General features: G+C 62.8%; 20 protein-coding genes. 9 read left to right on the top strand and 11 right to left on the bottom strand.

Annotated elements, in window-relative coordinates; all coding sequences use genetic code 11:
* The first annotated feature begins 2 nt into the window (after positions 1-2).
* Genes ACQY6T_RS07140 through ACQY6T_RS07125 form a run of 4 tightly spaced genes read left to right on the top strand, consistent with a single transcriptional unit; the run spans position 3 to position 1,846 of the window.
* Entirely contained in the window at positions 3-758 is a 756-nt protein-coding gene (locus ACQY6T_RS07140) for a hypothetical protein (RefSeq protein ID WP_428629858.1), read from the top strand.
* Positions 755-1,414, top strand: coding sequence for a hypothetical protein (locus ACQY6T_RS07135; protein WP_428629856.1), 660 nt, complete (start codon positions 755-757; stop codon positions 1,412-1,414). Before ACQY6T_RS07140 ends, ACQY6T_RS07135 begins: the two co-directional genes overlap by 4 nt.
* The gene (locus ACQY6T_RS07130) at positions 1,311-1,523 is read left to right on the top strand and encodes an HGGxSTG domain-containing protein (protein WP_428630394.1); all 213 of its coding nucleotides are present in this window, start codon (positions 1,311-1,313) and stop codon (positions 1,521-1,523) included. The genes ACQY6T_RS07135 and ACQY6T_RS07130 overlap by 104 nt, the downstream gene beginning before the upstream one ends.
* Positions 1,520-1,846: a hypothetical protein gene (locus ACQY6T_RS07125; protein WP_428629854.1), complete on the top strand. Its 327-nt coding sequence runs from the start codon at positions 1,520-1,522 to the stop codon at positions 1,844-1,846. Before ACQY6T_RS07130 ends, ACQY6T_RS07125 begins: the two co-directional genes overlap by 4 nt.
* Before the next feature lie 155 nt (positions 1,847-2,001).
* On the opposite strand, the gene ACQY6T_RS07120 is transcribed toward ACQY6T_RS07125, so the two are convergent.
* The 4 genes from ACQY6T_RS07120 to ACQY6T_RS07105 form a co-directional block, all read right to left on the bottom strand.
* On the bottom strand, positions 2,002-2,169 hold the full coding sequence (locus ACQY6T_RS07120) for a hypothetical protein (RefSeq protein WP_428629852.1): 168 nt from the start codon (positions 2,167-2,169) through the stop codon (positions 2,002-2,004).
* Positions 2,170-2,344: 175 nt separating this feature from the next.
* The gene (locus ACQY6T_RS07115; RefSeq protein ID WP_428629850.1) at positions 2,345-2,761 is read right to left on the bottom strand and encodes a contact-dependent growth inhibition system immunity protein; all 417 of its coding nucleotides are present in this window, start codon (positions 2,759-2,761) and stop codon (positions 2,345-2,347) included.
* A 124-nt stretch (positions 2,762-2,885) separates the two neighbouring features.
* Positions 2,886-3,281 carry a hypothetical protein gene (locus ACQY6T_RS07110; RefSeq protein ID WP_428629848.1) on the bottom strand — a complete coding sequence of 132 codons (396 nt, stop codon included), beginning with the start codon at positions 3,279-3,281 and terminating at the stop codon, positions 2,886-2,888.
* Positions 3,282-3,556: 275 nt separating this feature from the next.
* Positions 3,557-4,048, bottom strand: a complete 492-nt coding sequence (locus tag ACQY6T_RS07105; protein ID WP_428629846.1) for an FKBP-type peptidyl-prolyl cis-trans isomerase — start codon at positions 4,046-4,048, stop codon at positions 3,557-3,559.
* A 231-nt stretch (positions 4,049-4,279) separates the two neighbouring features.
* Here ACQY6T_RS07105 and ACQY6T_RS07100 point away from each other — a divergent pair, with 231 nt between their 5' ends.
* The 4 genes from ACQY6T_RS07100 (at position 4,280) to ACQY6T_RS07085 (ending at position 7,577) form a co-directional block, all read left to right on the top strand.
* On the top strand, positions 4,280-4,507 hold the full coding sequence (locus tag ACQY6T_RS07100) for a hypothetical protein (protein ID WP_428629844.1): 228 nt from the start codon (positions 4,280-4,282) through the stop codon (positions 4,505-4,507).
* 234 nt (positions 4,508-4,741) lie between these two features.
* Positions 4,742-5,356 (top strand): EF-hand domain-containing protein, encoded by a 615-nt coding sequence (locus ACQY6T_RS07095; protein WP_428629842.1) that lies wholly within the window; start codon positions 4,742-4,744, stop codon positions 5,354-5,356.
* A gap of 137 nt (positions 5,357-5,493) precedes the next feature.
* Positions 5,494-6,228, top strand: coding sequence for a response regulator (locus ACQY6T_RS07090; protein WP_428629840.1), 735 nt, complete (start codon positions 5,494-5,496; stop codon positions 6,226-6,228).
* Positions 6,225-7,577 carry a sensor histidine kinase gene (locus ACQY6T_RS07085; RefSeq protein WP_428629839.1) on the top strand — a complete coding sequence of 451 codons (1,353 nt, stop codon included), beginning with the start codon at positions 6,225-6,227 and terminating at the stop codon, positions 7,575-7,577. Before ACQY6T_RS07090 ends, ACQY6T_RS07085 begins: the two co-directional genes overlap by 4 nt.
* On the opposite strand, the gene ACQY6T_RS07080 is transcribed toward ACQY6T_RS07085, so the two are convergent.
* From ACQY6T_RS07080 to ACQY6T_RS07050, 7 genes are all read right to left on the bottom strand, one after another.
* The gene (locus ACQY6T_RS07080; RefSeq protein WP_428629837.1) at positions 7,574-8,374 is read right to left on the bottom strand and encodes an acyl-CoA thioesterase; all 801 of its coding nucleotides are present in this window, start codon (positions 8,372-8,374) and stop codon (positions 7,574-7,576) included. The genes ACQY6T_RS07085 and ACQY6T_RS07080 overlap by 4 nt on opposite strands.
* A 7-nt stretch (positions 8,375-8,381) precedes the next feature.
* Complete coding sequence (locus ACQY6T_RS07075; RefSeq protein ID WP_428629835.1) at positions 8,382-9,551, bottom strand: saccharopine dehydrogenase family protein; 1,170 nt, start codon at positions 9,549-9,551, stop codon at positions 8,382-8,384.
* A gap of 69 nt (positions 9,552-9,620) precedes the next feature.
* A complete protein-coding gene (locus tag ACQY6T_RS07070; protein ID WP_428629833.1) occupies positions 9,621-10,136 on the bottom strand; it encodes a DoxX family protein in 516 nt (171 codons plus the stop codon).
* A gap of 70 nt (positions 10,137-10,206) precedes the next feature.
* Positions 10,207-10,761, bottom strand: coding sequence for a dCTP deaminase (gene dcd, locus ACQY6T_RS07065; RefSeq protein WP_088442122.1), 555 nt, complete (start codon positions 10,759-10,761; stop codon positions 10,207-10,209).
* A 38-nt stretch (positions 10,762-10,799) separates the two neighbouring features.
* Positions 10,800-11,264, bottom strand: coding sequence for a cytidine deaminase (locus ACQY6T_RS07060; RefSeq protein WP_428629832.1), 465 nt, complete (start codon positions 11,262-11,264; stop codon positions 10,800-10,802).
* On the bottom strand, positions 11,261-12,016 hold the full coding sequence (locus ACQY6T_RS07055; RefSeq protein WP_428629830.1) for a glycoside hydrolase family 25 protein: 756 nt from the start codon (positions 12,014-12,016) through the stop codon (positions 11,261-11,263). The genes ACQY6T_RS07060 and ACQY6T_RS07055 overlap by 4 nt, the downstream gene beginning before the upstream one ends.
* A 2-nt stretch (positions 12,017-12,018) precedes the next feature.
* On the bottom strand, positions 12,019-12,516 hold the full coding sequence (locus ACQY6T_RS07050; protein ID WP_428629828.1) for a UPF0262 family protein: 498 nt from the start codon (positions 12,514-12,516) through the stop codon (positions 12,019-12,021).
* A gap of 129 nt (positions 12,517-12,645) precedes the next feature.
* On the opposite strand from ACQY6T_RS07050, the gene ACQY6T_RS07045 reads away from it, so the two are divergent.
* Complete coding sequence (locus tag ACQY6T_RS07045; protein WP_428629826.1) at positions 12,646-14,157, top strand: replicative DNA helicase; 1,512 nt, start codon at positions 12,646-12,648, stop codon at positions 14,155-14,157.
* Positions 14,158-14,173: the final 16 nt, after the last annotated feature.

Below are 14,173 nucleotides of genomic sequence, written 5' to 3'. Positions count from 1 at the left end.
CCATGACACGCAAGGGCAAGGCCAGACGGCCGGATGCGACCGGACGAAGCCTGACCAGCCGTTTTGTGCGACTGGACCATCGCCTGTTGCGCAGCAACTCCTATCGTGGCCTCTATCCCAACGCGCGGGCGCTGCTGGTCGAACTGGCGATGCTGGACAATGGTAGCAATAATGGCAGCCTGTATTTGAGCGTGCGCGACGCTGCGCACCGGATGGGCGTCGCCGATCTGACGGCTGCCAGTCGCGCATTCGATGAATTGGCCGAAACGGGCTTTATCGAAATGACGCAGGAAGGCCATTTCAACATCAAGGCGTCCGAGAAGTCACGCGCACGGTGCTGGCGACTGACGTGGCTGGCCGGTCCGGGTCGAAAACAATCAACGTGGGATATGCTGGAGCGCGAACCGGCACCACAGACTAAGGCCCGCAAACGCATGGAGCGCGGGCTGCGCGCTTTGAAAGCCTATCGCAAAGACCGCGATCTTGGCCGATTGCCGGTATTGGATTGCGATACGGTCGACGTTTTACCGCCTATTTTGGCACCGGCGCCGGTATTGGAATCCGACACGGCAAACAGCGGGAATGGCAGTTTTCTGCCAAAGTGGCTTGTTCGGGATTCCGCCACACACTTAGCTATACCATGGGGTAGGGGGACAGACAGCCTGATTGGGTGGTGGCAACCTGACTGCGCCCCGCAAATAGCGGCGCTGGCCTACGCATCGGCGCTGACCCGTTTTCAATGGAGCGAAGCAGCATGACCGCGAAGGGAAAGCCAGCCCATGCGACGAACGTGATGACCGTGGAGGCGAACAAAGGCGAAAGCGAAGCGGAAACCATGGCACGGGTCATGGTCGCTCCGTTCATGCGCCACGGGATCGTCGCCAAAGGGCTGACTGACAAAATGACGGGTAAGCTGCCCGGCGACCCGCAATTCGACCATTTCGCCAATGTCATCAAAAAGAAGGCCGAAATAGCGAGCAAGGGCGAAACGACGCTGGCAAGCCAGCTGCTAACGGCACAGGCTTTGTCGCTAGATGCCATGTTCACCGAATTGGCGCGGCGAGCCACCGTGAATTTCGGCGACTATCCTCTGGCCGCCGAACGCTACGCGCGTCTGGCGTTCAAGGCGCAGGCGAATTGTCGCGCCAGTCTGGAGGCGCTGACCAAGCTCCACCAGCCCCGCGAACAGACCGTGCGGCACGTCCATGTGAATGAAGGGGGGCAGGCGGTCATCGCCGATCAATTCCACCATCATGGGGGGAAGGAAGAAAATGAAAAAATCGGCAATCAATCCCATGCAACCGAAGCAACTGGCAAATGCGCCGCGCTGCCATGCACGGACGCGAGCGGGAACGGCGTGCCAATCGCCAGCGGTTCACGGCAAGCGGCGATGCCGGATGCACGGGGGGACTAACCCCGGCGCGCCAACGGGCAACAGTCATGCGCGCAAGCATGGGGGCTATTCGGGTAGGACGAAGGCGGCTGCGCGGTATTTGCGGGAGCTTGCTAAGGCGATCCGATGAAAATGCTCGATGTCCGAAATGGGGTGGAAAGCGGAAGTAGCGGCGACTACATCGATATGATGACTAATCGCCGCAGAGAATTGCTGAGCACCGCCTTTGAGGACTCATCGGGCCGATGGGTTTGGTATGCGAACGCTTGGTCGCATGGAATTGTCGTTAGTGCGGAAGAGCGCGAAATTTACCTTGCTTTCAACCCCATCGGTTTCCGGCGGGCGATAAAGGGACGCCAAGCTACTGAACCCACGCGCCCCTACTGGCAAACGCTCCAACGCTTGTTGAGCGCGACATTTCTCGGGCGTGACCCTGCCTCGCGGCAAGGATAGCTAAACTTCCGCAATTGGTCGTTTCCGGTCATTCCATTCAAATCTGCGCCGAACGTCTAGAATGGGGTGGAAATCGGACACGGAAACTTCATCCTATCTCTGGCGCGCCGTCCCGATGCTAAACTGGCGTGCATTTAAAAGGGTGAGGTTTAAGATCATCGCTTGATCCGGTAGCGAGCAACGATTGCACCGGCAATGATGCCGACGAGTGGCAACCAAGGCCTCTCGCTACCGGTGAAGATATCGAGAGCCAAGAAGCCAACTCCACTGACCAATATGATGATCAGTGAATCTTTGTGTTTGGCAAAGGTTTCAAGCATCATTTCTCCTTGGGGACGGCGCCCGCAACGATAAGCGAATCCACGTAAGCGATATTCGGCGAAGTCATCATTATGCTACGATAATCGCGATGAACAACGTCCGCGAATGGTCGTTTCCAGCCATTGCAGCCAGATCCGCGCCGAATGACCGATATGGGGTGGAAAGCCGACGTAACACTCAGGAAGTCATCGCGCCTTCGTCCGGAAGATCAAGACTTGCCCGAAATGCCTCATTTTCCTCAGGTTCCCTGTTGAGCGCTCGCTGGTAAAGTGACGCTAATTGTGCGCGATAATTGGGACGAGCGGCCCAGACCTGCGGCTCGCATCGAATGAGACTGGAGAGGATGTCGCCCGGGTAATAACCTCCGTCGAACAACGGATCATTTTCAAGTTTCGGCCAAACGAGATCTAAGATGTAAGGAAATCCGTCGCGCTGAACCACCAGCCGGCCAATCTCATCGTCCGACAACTCCCGCAAGGGTTTTTTCCAAGATCTATTGATCCGCACAGTCAGCGGCGTTCCGGCGACATCACGACCGTCGACACAGAAGCCGGTAAGGTCTTCCAGCGTTTTGGATGCATCGAAGGGTTTCATAGCACCATTGAGCGGATTTTCTGGACGTCGGCAATTGGGCGTTAGCTGCAATTCCAGAAAGATTGGCGGTGAACGGCGGATATGGGGTGGAAAGCGGATCGGCAACTTTCAATCCGCAAGCTCACTAATATTTGTGCTCGAACGAGAACGTAAGACCGTGGCTGGAAATGGCCGGATAACTTAGCATGTAAGCGCCGATGACCGCGTGTGGAGAGAACTTCACAATGAAGCCAAGTCCCGTCTCCGAGGGTTCACTCGACTTACCGAGGCAAGCGGCGATCCGGTCTGCCAGTTTTTTTTCTAGTGTGCGATCGAGTCCCTTCCCGGTCCGATCGCATGTGTAGGCCTCGCCGGCCTCTTCAGGCTCGCAACTGAAACCGTCTGGTCCGTTAAGTGAGGGTTCGATAACTTCCCCCGCTTCGACCTTGGCTACTGTCTCACGCACAAACTGGCAAAACTCAGCGGCTTGTGCTGCTGGGGAGATTAAAAGCATTCCTGCCGCAGCTGCGAAGGTCTTCAAAATCCTGTCTCCATCTTGTCTCTCGCAAATCATCACACCAGCGCCGAAATGGCAACAATGCCTTTATTAGAACTGCCTGCAACGTCGGCAATCGGTCGTTTTCGGACGTAGGGCTGAGTGTAGCTGGAGACCGTCTGCGAGGGGCCACCAATTGACTTTGGGGGCCATATTGGGGGCCAGACGGCTGATGGAATGCAGAAAGCAGCGAATTTGAGCCGTTTATGGACACTTTTCGGTTCCCGCTACCGCTCCAGGTCCTTCCGATCGCCCAGAGCCTATCCGGCGGGCTCGACGCGCAGCAGATCGACGGTGAACAGCAATGTTGCCGCGCCCGGGATCGGGCCTTTGCCGTCGGCGCCATAGGCTAGCTGGTAGGGGATGGCGAGTTCGACCTTGTCGCCGACGCCCATCAGCGCGACGCCTTCCTGCCACCCCTTGATGACGCGATTGAGCGGGAAACTGGTCGGTTCGCCGCGCTTGATCGAGCTGTCGAATTCGGTGCCGTCGGCGAGGGTGCCAACATAATGCACGGTGACGATATCGGTCGGGCCAGGCCGCGCACCACTGCCGTCGCCTGCGATGCGGCGCCAGCGCAGCCCGCTGGGCGTGACGTGCCAGCCATCAGCGCCATTGCGTTCGGCAAGCGCCGCCATCTGCCGGTTCAGCCAGGCGGTTCCCTGCGTCGTTTGGGCGCCGCCTGTGGCGGGCAGGAAAAGACCGATACTGGCAGCCGCCAGCAGCAGTCGGTGGGGTAGGGATGCGGGCATGGTCACTCCTGTTGTGGGCGCGTTGCATAGACGCATGCGCGCGCGATTGCGCAATCCCCAATTTATGTGTTCGAAGTCCGACGGATCTGCCGTTGGCGTCCCGTCGTCGATCGCTGCGCCTCCGCCGACCCGTCCGATTAACGCGACGAACGCCGCCGCCGCGCGGGATCAATTCGCCATGCGCGCTCGTTGATCGGGTTCGGATAGTCTGTTCGATAGATGGAGAATGATATGCGCATGGTCACAAAGCTTGCGATCGTGCTGGCTGCGTCATCCGCGGTGATAGCACCAGTGGCGGCATCGGCTGCTGGTAGCGCCCGCGCAGGATCGGCAATGGCAGGTCAGAGCGAGCTCGAAGGGAATTCGAGCTGGATTATCGGGCTGGTCGGCCTGTTGGCCGGGATCGCCGCGATCGTCGTCATCGCCGATGGCGACGATGACGCGCCCGTCAGTCCTTAGTCCAATACGTCCGTGAATATTCCGGCGCGCGCATCATCGCCTGCGCGCGCCGGCAATTCCCAAGCGGGCTGTGCATCAGATTGTGTTTGCGCCGAGATTAACAGCGCCCCGCATCCGCGACACTTTGCGACAATTTTGCGTCGTTCCGGCAATTGGCTGGGACAATTGGCGCCTAGAACGGCTTCATCGGGATCCGGGCTTCTCCCCGGGCGACCCCATGAAGGAGTTCGTACCATGAACAAGAAATTCTCTCTTTTGACGCTGGGCGCGGCGCTGATCGCCGTCCCCGTGATTGCGGCCCCTGGTGCCATGGGCGCGAAGGGCGACGCCGACGGCAACGGCATGGTGACCCGCGCCGAGGCGCAGGCGCAGGCGACGCAGATGTTCGCCAAGCTGGATGCGAACAAGGATGGCAAGATCGATCCGGCTGACCGCGCCGCGCAGCAAGCCGAACGTCAGGCCAAGATGTTCGCCGCGATCGACGCGGACGGCAATGGCAGCATCACCAAGGCCGAATGGGACAAGCATGGCGCCGACCGCGCCGCGAAACGCGCCGAACGCGGTGACAAGCGCGCTGACGCCGGTGCCCTCGGCGAGGGCAAGCGCCACGGCATGCGCGGTCCCGGCAAGCGCGGCGGCCATCACGGCATGCGCGGCGGCATGATGGCCAAGGCCGACACCAACGGCGACAAGGCGATCAGCCAGGCCGAGTTCCAGACTGCTGCATTGGCACGTTTCGATGCATCTGACGCCAACAAGGACGGTCAGGTCACCGCCGAGGAGCGCAAGGCGCAGCGCGGCGAGTGGCGCGCGAAGCGTGCGGCTACGGCTGCTCCGGCTGGCGAATAAGTCATTTGGCAGGGATCGGCTTGCAAACGGCAGGCTATCCTCCCCTCCCGGCATTGCCTTTGCGGCCGGTCCCTGTCAGCTATCGCCCATCGGTCATCGCGACCGGTGGGCGAACTAGTGTTTTCAATGGATCGACGATGACCGATAGCGACTCTCCGCGCATCCTGCTGATCGACGACGAACCGTCGATCCGTGAACCGCTGACCGAATATCTGGCCGCGCAGGGCTTTGTCGTGACCGCCGCTGCGAGCGCCTCCGAAGCGCGATCGGTCCTGCGCGCGCAGTCGATCGATCTGGTCGTCAGCGACATCATGATGCCCGGCGAGGACGGGCTGTCGCTGACCCGTCACTTGCGCGAAACGAGCCATATTCCGGTCATCCTGCTGACCGCGCGGGCGGAGGATACCGAACGGATCATCGGGCTGGAGATTGGCGCCGACGATTATGTCGTCAAACCTTTCAACCCGCGCGAGCTGGTGGCGCGCATCCGCACTGTGCTGCGCCGGACGCAGCAGGGCGGCCGCACCCTCGATCCCGGCGGGACGAGTTACGCCTTTGCCGACTGGGTCCTGCGCGAGGTTGAGCGGGTGCTGGTCGATAGCGAAGGCAACGAGGTTGCGCTGTCGTCGGGCGAGTATCATTTGCTCCATGCGCTGGTGCGTCATCCGCGGCAGGTGATGAGCCGCGACCGGCTGCTCGACCTGGTGCGCGGGCGCGAGGCGGAAATTTTCGACCGCGCGATCGACAATCTGGTCAGCCGTCTGCGCAAAAAGATCGAGGTCGATGCGGCCCATCCGCAGATCGTCAAGACAGTGTGGGGCGGAGGATATACGCTGGCCTGCGAAGTGAAACGCATGGGGCCGGCGGCGTGAAACGGGGCCTATGGCCCCGCAGCCTGATCGGCCAGCTTGTCTTCGCCGTAGCGGCGATGCTGTTCGTCGCGCAGGCGATCAACTTTGTGCTGCTCGCGCGCGGCCAGAAACAACAGACGCTGGCGCATGGCGGCGGCATGGCGGTGGCGCGGATCATCGACGCCGTCGATCGAGACCGTCGCGGCGATTTTCGGCTGCGGCCCGGGGAGCGGCGCGAAGACCCGCGCGAGCGGGAGCGTGCGCAAAAGCTGGCGATTTCGGACCAGCCGATACCAGTGCCGACCGGCGCGGTGCGCATGCCCGATCTTGCCGATTATGTCGCCGATCTGCTGAACGAGGCCGACGTCCATGCTGAGGCGGTCAATGCTTGGGCATTGCCGCCGCGGCCGCGTGCGCAGCGGCCTGCTTTTCCGGGTCGGACGGTGATCGTGTCGGCAAAGGTCGACGGGCGATATTTCGCGGTTCGCAGCCGGATTCAGGTGGGCGGCAGCCGCCTGCAGGGCTTTCTGGTGTGGCAGACGCTATCGCTTTATCTGCTGCTGCTGATTCCCATCATGTTCATCGCCTGGCGCGCTGCGGCGCCGCTGCGCGATCTGACGCGCGCGGCGCGCGCCAGCCCGGCGCTGCGCGATGCCGTGCCGATCGAGGAAGAGGGGCCTTCGGACGTTCGCGACCTGATCCGCGCCTTCAACACGTACCGCAGCCGCATCGCGACAATGCTGTCGGACAAGGACCGGATGCTGGGGGCGGTTGGCCACGACTTGCGCACGCCGCTCGCCAGCCTGCGGGTGCGGGTCGAGCAGGTCGATGACGACGCGCTGCGCGACAAGATGATCGCGTCAATCGAAGAAATGGCGGCGATGCTGACCGATATCCTGGCGCTGGCGCGCTCAGGCGCCGGCACCGAAACCCGCGAGCCCGTGCCGTTGCGCGGGCTGGTCGAGGAACTCACCGCCGATTATCGCGAGCGCGGCCAGGATGTGTCGGTGGCGGGCGCCATCGATGCCGCAGTGATGGCACGCCCGCTGTTGCTGCGCCGCGCGCTGCGCAACCTGATCGACAACGCCGCCGCTTATGGTCTGCGCGCCCGCCTTTCGGTCGAGCGGGGCCAAGGCGAGGTGCGGATTACGGTGTCGGACGACGGTCCCGGCCTGACCGACGAGCAGATCAAAACGCTGATCGAACCCTTTGCGCGCGGCGAACAATCGCGCAACCGCGCGACAGGTGGGTCAGGGCTGGGCCTGTCGATCGCGCGCGACATAGCCGAGGGCGAAGGCGGCACGCTGACGCTGACCAACCGCGCGGGCGGCGGGCTCGATGCGGTGATTGCTTTACCGACCGCGACCTAAGCGTAGATCGCGATCGCCTGACTGCCGCTCAGCACCGGCTCGCCGGCGCGGTTCCACAGCATCATGTCCTGCACTGACAGGCCGTGGCGGGCATAGCCGGTCTTCGCCGACAAGAGCCACCAGCCATCGTCGGTCTTCGGATCGCCGGTCAGCATATTAACGGTCCAGTTCATCGAGCTGATCGGCCCGAACTCGCTGAATAGCGCCATCGCTGCGGGGGGCAGGGCGTCGCCCATTGCGAGCAGCGCGACCGCGGGATGACAGGCCGGCTCCTCGACGAAGCGGACCCAGGTCAGATATTCACCCACCTCGCTTTTCCAAGCGAAGCGCGGGCCGGTGGTGGGGCGCATGTCGAAATGGCGGACGAAGGAAGGGCGCGCATGATGGTCGGGCACCGGTTCCAGCGTCTCGGGCGCCGGGCAGTCGGGCATCGTCAGCCGGTTATGGTCGAGGTGACTTTTGCGGTCGGGTGAAAAGGCGAACACCGCCGCGGTGCCGAAACCCGCGTCGCTCGACACCCCGGCATCGACGAACAGCGACGATTTCGACTGGCGCAGCACCCGCGTGTTCACGGTGCAATCACCGCCGACCGGGCCGACAAAGCTGATCTGCGCATAACGCAATGGGGCGTCGGTCGGGTGGAGCATCATCGTTCCCGCCAGCGCGACCGCCGAGCTGATCCCGCCATAGGCGGTGCGGCCCTGCATCCAGCCGTCGTCGATATGGGCCTTGGCCACGCCGTCTTCGGTACGCAGCGTCGAAAGCAGCGCGTCGAGCGCGCCGGGAGAGGTGGTCATCTTGTCGTCAATCCTCGATCTGGAAAGTCAGTCCGGCATGCTCGGTCAGCCGCGCGATCAGCGCGTCGCCGAGCAGCGCGCCGGGCGTCCAGACGCCGCCGTCGCCCTTGTTCGCGAGCAAGGCGATGCCGGTTTCAGCAAGCATCTTTGACGTCGAGCCATAGCCCGGGTCGCGGTCGCCCTTCACCGAAGCGCGAACGGTGGTGCCATCGGGATATTCGCCGATGAACAAGATATCATAAAAGCCGTTTTCGCGCTCTTCCTGGCTCGGCCCCTCGCCGGGTTTGAGCTTAGATTCGCCGAACGGGTTCGCTTTCGCCATCGCTTCGGCCATGGCCTTGCCCGCGTCGCCGATCGTCGTCATCACCATCTCGTCATAGACCAGATCGGCGCCCCAGGCGTGGCCAAGCAGGAAGTTGGTGCGGTGGACATTTTTGGTGTTGATCGGCGCCATGACGAAGGGCGCGGTCCAGGTGCCGGTGGCGCTGTCATATTCGGGGATCAGCCCGGTGGGCTGCGACGGCCCATCGAAACCGGGGGTCAGCGCGAAGCTGGATTTCAGGAGCAGCGCGAGCGACGGCTTTTTGGCGATGGCTTTCAAGGTTTCGGTCAGGCTGGCGATCGTGCCGCCCGATGCGCCGCCCGCCATCTTGCGGACGCGGCCTTTCACCCGCGGCGCCGGCTTGCCGTAGCGCTTCACCGCTTCGGCTTGCAGGAAATGGACGCCGAGGTCGAAGGGGATACTGTCGAAGCCGCAGCTGAATGTGATCCGCGCGCCCGATGCCTTGGCGGCGACGTGATGCGCGTCGATCATCTCGCGCATCCAGCCGGGTTCGCCGCACAAATCGGCATAGGCGGTACCCGCCTTGACGCAGGCGGCGACCAGCTCATTGCCGTAAAGCTGATAGGGTCCGACGGTGGTCAGAATGACCGTCGCGCGCGCCGCCATGGCGTCGAGGGTCGCGGGATCGCTGGCGTCGGCGACGATCAGCGGGGTATTTTTGGGCGCACCGATCAGATTGCGCACTTCGGCCAGCTTGGCGGCGCTGCGTCCCGCCATCGCCCAATTCGGCGCGTCCTTGCGGGCCGCATAATGCTGCGTCAGATATTCGGCGACGAGCCGACCGGTGAATCCGGTCGCGCCATAGACGATGATGTCAAATTCGCGGCTGGCCATGAAAGCCTCCCCTTACGTAAACGTAAAGTGAGGCTAGCGCAGCGCAGCGCCGATGCCAAGTCCGAAGCGTCAGCGGCGCCAGAATGGCCGTTTTTCCACGACAACCGTCTCGCCTACCGCCGCTTCTGCGCGACCCTCAGCGCGGGCGGTGCGGACTTCGGCTTCGGCGGCGCGGAGCTGTGCGTCACGGGTGGCGATTTCATCGCGGCGACGCTGGCGCAGCGCGTCATAGCTCCAGCGCGTATGGCCATAGCCGAACAGGCTGAGCAGCCCGCCCGCAATCGCGAGGTTTTTCATCGCCGCCATCGCCTGTACCGGGTCGGTGAATTCGCGGTGGAAGAACAGGATCGTCGCGAGGACAAAGCCCGCGAGCAGGACCGACCACAGCCGCACCGCGATACCAAGCGCGATGCAAACTCCCGCGATCAGTTCGAACAATCCGGTTGGGATGGCGAGGGCGCCGGGCAGGCCGGCGGCCGAAATCGCCGCGGTGGTGTCGTTGACGTGGATCAGCTTGTTGATCCCCGACACGATGAAAATAACGGCGATGAACAGGCGCCCGATAAAAACGGCAATCATGGACATGCGTCTATCCTCCAAACGATGCCCCCGCGCCGATGTTTTCAGGACGCGCGGGGCGGATGGAGGTTCCGCGTTACAGCTTGGGCAGCGTGACGCCCTTTTGCCCCATATATTTGCCCGCACGGTCGGCGTAGCTGATCTCGCACGGCTCGTTGCCCTGCAAAAACAGGAACTGACACGCGCCCTCATTGGCGTAGATCTTGGCGGGCAGGGGGGTCGTGTTGGAAAACTCCAGCGTCACATGGCCTTCCCAGCCGGGTTCGAGCGGGGTGACATTCACGATGATGCCGCACCGCGCATAGGTCGATTTGCCCAGACAGATGACCAGCACGTCGCGCGGGATGCGGAAATATTCGACGGTACGCGCGAGCGCAAAGCTGTTCGGCGGGATGATGCAGACATCGGTTTCGCGGTCGACGAAATTCTTCGGATTGAAATCCTTGGGATCGACGATCGTCGAATCGACATTGGTGAAAATCTTGAATTCGGGCGCGACGCGCGCGTCATAGCCATAGGACGAGAGGCCATAGCTGATGCACCCGTCGCGGCGCTGTGCCTCGACAAACGGTTCGATCATGCCCTGCGTCTGGGCGGCTTCGCGAATCCAGCGATCGGAAAGAATGGCCATGCCGCTGTTTGTCGAGCGCGGCACGATTGCGCAAGCGATCAGTCGGGGATCAGGCCCAGATCCTTTGGACCGAAGGCGGCAGGGAGCAGCTCGCTGAGCTTATAGGTCTTAACCATCGTCCCGTCGCCCGATGCGCAATGGACGAGAATATCGGTTTTCGATCGCTCGGCGGCTTCGTTCAATATCTGGCGGCACCGGCCGCAGGGGTTGACCGGATCGCTCCCGAGCAACGCATCGCCATCGGGGCGCCCGCCGACGATCGCGACTTCGGCGAGTTCGCCGATCCAGCCCTCGTTGGCGATCTTGGCCACTGCGGCGGTTTCGGCGCATAAGGTCAGGCCATAGCTGGCGTTCTCGACATTCGCCCCGGTGACGACGTCGCCGTTCTTGAGCAGCAGCGCGGCGCCGACGTGAAAGCCCGAATAGGGCGCATAGGCGCGGCCAGCGGCATCGCGGGCGGCGGCGATCAGCTCGTCGCGAGCGTTCGGGAGGGTTTCGGTCATCTTATGTCTCCTTGCGGGCGCAGCACGTTCCAGCCGACGGTGCCATCGGCGCCCGACAGCCGCACATAATCGTTCGCCTGCCACATCGCCCACGGATGCGCGCCATAATCGGGTTCAAAGAAATCGCGGCGCAGCCAGGTGGTGCGCGCGATGCCCTGCGTCACCTTATACTGGCTCTCGAACGCCGGACCCGGCGCGATCAGGCTGCGTTTGCCCATATGCGCCTCGATCTGTGCGAGGAACGTCGCGAGTTCGGACAGCAGCAGCGCGCGGGTCGGTCGGTCGGGGCAGCGATCGTCATAATCGAGCCAAACGACCGCGGGCAGGGCGTCGGCGCGGCGGGGGACGTGGCGGATGAAGTTCGCGGCCTGATCGGTCGCCAGCTGGCACAGGCTATAACGGTGGATCGCGCCGGTCTGCACCCCCGCTTCGCGCGCCGCGGTCATGTTGCGGGCAAATTCCGGATCGACATCGTCATTGCCGTCGGTCGCCATGACATAGGCAAAGTCGGCGCCTGCGGCCTTGATCGATCCCCATTGGACATCGCCGTTGCCGGCGTCGATCGTCACCCCCTGCGTCGGATATTGGTCGCGATCGGGGATCCAGCGCGCCGCCCACCACAGCGCCAAGCCCGCTGCGAGCAGCAAGAGCACCGCGATGCCGCCGATCCGCCGCAGCGTGCGCGCGATGGCGCTGCGCCAATCGCTACCGGGCTTTACCGGCCTTCTGCCCCTGATCGCCCCCGACGCCATGCCTAACCTTTGATGTGCAGCACGCAGATCAGCGTGAACAACCGCCGCGCGGTGTCGAAATCGACCGCGATCTTGCCGTCGAGCCGGTCCATCAGCATCTCCGCTGCCTCATTGTGCAACCCGCGCCGCGCCATGTCGACGGTTTCGATCTGCTGCGCGGTCGACGTCTTGATCGCCTGATAATAGCTGTCGCAGATTGCAAAATAGTCGCGGATCGGGCGGCGGAACCGACCGAGCCCCAGGATGATCGCCTCGAGCGGCGAGCCGTCCTCGCGGCTGATTTCAAAGATCAGCCGACCCTCCTCGACGCGCAGCATCAACCGGTAAGGTCCGGCATAGCCGTCGGCATGGCCGCGCTGCGGCACGAACTTGTTATCCTCGATCAGGTCGAAGATCGCGACGCGGCGTTCCTGTTCGACATCGGGATTGCGCCACACGATCGAACCCTCGTCGAGCTCGACCGAAATGATGCGTTGTTGGGAAGGGTCTGCGTCGGCCATATTGCCTGTGCTTCTACTTGGCGCGGGGCGAAGGGCAAGGGACGACTTATCCCGAAAGTGTCCACAGGCACGTCATGGCTGCCGTGATGGCGGTTGCGCCATTTGCGCCATCGTCGCATGGTGCCGCCCATGCTTGACGTAGCCCGCCTACCGATCGCGGCATCCCCCGGGGATGACCGCCAATTGCCGCGTAATATCGAGGCCGAGGCCGCGTTCCTGGGCGCGATCCTGATCGACAATCGAGTCGTCGAGGATCTGCCCGTCGCGCTGACCCCCGATCATTTTTTCGAGCCGCTGCATGGCCGGATCTTTCAGCAGGCGATGGCGCTGATCGAGCGGAACAGCATCGCGACCCCGGTCACGCTGAAACCCTTTTTCGACGGCGACGAAGCGATGAAGGCGGTCGGCGGCGTCGGTTATCTGGCGCAGCTGACCGGCAGCGGCGCCGGGCTGATCGGCGCGCGTGATTTCGCGCGGCAGATTTACGATCTTGCGCTGCTGCGCGAACTGGTCGGCGTCGGCCGGGTGCTCGTCGACAACGCGCTCGACACCAGCGAGCGGGTCGATCCGCAATCGCAGATCGAAGAGGCCGAAACCGCGCTCTACCGCGTGGCGGGCGGCGAGGCCGAGATGGGGACGGTCAAAAGCTTCAGCCAGGCCAGCCTGACCGCGCTGCAAGCCGCCGAGCGCGCGCTCAATTCGGGCGGCCACCTTTCGGGGATCACGACTGGGATTTCGAGCATGAATGCCAAGATCGGCGGCATGCACAACAGCGACCTCATGATCCTCGCCGGACGTCCGGGCATGGGTAAGACCTCGCTCGCCACCAACATTGCCTATAACGCAGCTGAACGCTTCCGCCGCGACGAGGGCGACGGGATCCCGCCCGAAAAGAATATGGGCGCGAAGGTCGCCTTTTTCAGCCTCGAAATGTCCGCCGACCAGCTCGCGACGCGCGTCCTGGCCGAACAATCGGGGGTGTCGGGCGAAGCGCTGCGCATGGGCAAGATCAGCAAGGAGCAGTTCCAGCAACTGTCGCGTGCGGCGCAGACGCTCCAGACATTGCCGCTGTTCATCGACGACACGCCAGCGCTGACGATCGCGGGGCTGAGGACGCGGGCGCGGCGCTTGCAGCGGCGGCACGGCATCGGCCTGATCATCGTCGATTATCTCCAGTTGCTGGCGGGCAGTTCGAAGAGCGGCGACAATCGCGTGCAGGAAATTTCCGAAATTTCGCGGGGTTTGAAGACGCTGGCGAAGGAACTTCATGTGCCGGTGATGGCGCTGTCGCAGCTGAGCCGCGCGGTTGAACAGCGCGAAGACAAAAGGCCGATGCTGTCGGATCTGCGCGAATCGGGCTCGATCGAGCAGGACGCGGACATGGTGCTGTTCGTGTTTCGCGAGGATTATTATGTCGCCTCGCGTGAGCCCAAACGCCCTATGGAGGGTGACGATGTAAAGATTCATGCGGCGCACGAGGAATGGGCGGCCGAGATGGAGCGCGTCTTTGGTCTCGCCGAAGTGATCGTCGCGAAATCGCGCCACGGTTCGACGGGCAAGATCCGCATGCACTTCGAGGCGAAGACGACGAAGTTCAGCGATCTGGCCGACGAGAGCCAGGCATTTGCGGATTATGAGTAATAGCCTAGGAAGAGGG

Source organism: Sphingopyxis sp., from assembly GCF_965279725.1.
Classification (GTDB): domain Bacteria; phylum Pseudomonadota; class Alphaproteobacteria; order Sphingomonadales; family Sphingomonadaceae; genus Sphingopyxis.
This window is presented reverse-complemented; position numbering and strand designations above follow the sequence as displayed.

Excerpts from the sequence above, each read along its gene's own strand:
- ACQY6T_RS07140 (WP_428629858.1), top strand. The coding sequence starts at position 3 with ATGACACGCAAGGGCAAGGCCAGACGGCCGGATGCGACCGGACGAAGC.
- ACQY6T_RS07135 (WP_428629856.1), top strand. The coding sequence starts at position 755 with ATGACCGCGAAGGGAAAGCCAGCCCATGCGACGAACGTGATGACCGTG.
- ACQY6T_RS07125 (WP_428629854.1), top strand. The coding sequence starts at position 1,520 with ATGAAAATGCTCGATGTCCGAAATGGGGTGGAAAGCGGAAGTAGCGGC.
- ACQY6T_RS07120 (WP_428629852.1), bottom strand. The coding sequence starts at position 2,169 with ATGATGCTTGAAACCTTTGCCAAACACAAAGATTCACTGATCATCATA.
- ACQY6T_RS07115 (WP_428629850.1), bottom strand. The coding sequence starts at position 2,761 with ATGAAACCCTTCGATGCATCCAAAACGCTGGAAGACCTTACCGGCTTC.
- ACQY6T_RS07105 (WP_428629846.1), bottom strand. The coding sequence starts at position 4,048 with ATGCCCGCATCCCTACCCCACCGACTGCTGCTGGCGGCTGCCAGTATC.
- ACQY6T_RS07100 (WP_428629844.1), top strand. The coding sequence starts at position 4,280 with ATGCGCATGGTCACAAAGCTTGCGATCGTGCTGGCTGCGTCATCCGCG.
- ACQY6T_RS07095 (WP_428629842.1), top strand. The coding sequence starts at position 4,742 with ATGAACAAGAAATTCTCTCTTTTGACGCTGGGCGCGGCGCTGATCGCC.
- ACQY6T_RS07090 (WP_428629840.1), top strand. The coding sequence starts at position 5,494 with ATGACCGATAGCGACTCTCCGCGCATCCTGCTGATCGACGACGAACCG.
- ACQY6T_RS07080 (WP_428629837.1), bottom strand. The coding sequence starts at position 8,374 with ATGACCACCTCTCCCGGCGCGCTCGACGCGCTGCTTTCGACGCTGCGT.
- ACQY6T_RS07075 (WP_428629835.1), bottom strand. The coding sequence starts at position 9,551 with ATGGCCAGCCGCGAATTTGACATCATCGTCTATGGCGCGACCGGATTC.
- ACQY6T_RS07070 (WP_428629833.1), bottom strand. The coding sequence starts at position 10,136 with ATGTCCATGATTGCCGTTTTTATCGGGCGCCTGTTCATCGCCGTTATT.
- dcd (WP_088442122.1), bottom strand. The coding sequence starts at position 10,761 with ATGGCCATTCTTTCCGATCGCTGGATTCGCGAAGCCGCCCAGACGCAG.
- ACQY6T_RS07060 (WP_428629832.1), bottom strand. The coding sequence starts at position 11,264 with ATGACCGAAACCCTCCCGAACGCTCGCGACGAGCTGATCGCCGCCGCC.
- ACQY6T_RS07055 (WP_428629830.1), bottom strand. The coding sequence starts at position 12,016 with ATGGCGTCGGGGGCGATCAGGGGCAGAAGGCCGGTAAAGCCCGGTAGC.
- ACQY6T_RS07050 (WP_428629828.1), bottom strand. The coding sequence starts at position 12,516 with ATGGCCGACGCAGACCCTTCCCAACAACGCATCATTTCGGTCGAGCTC.
- ACQY6T_RS07045 (WP_428629826.1), top strand. The coding sequence starts at position 12,646 with ATGCTTGACGTAGCCCGCCTACCGATCGCGGCATCCCCCGGGGATGAC.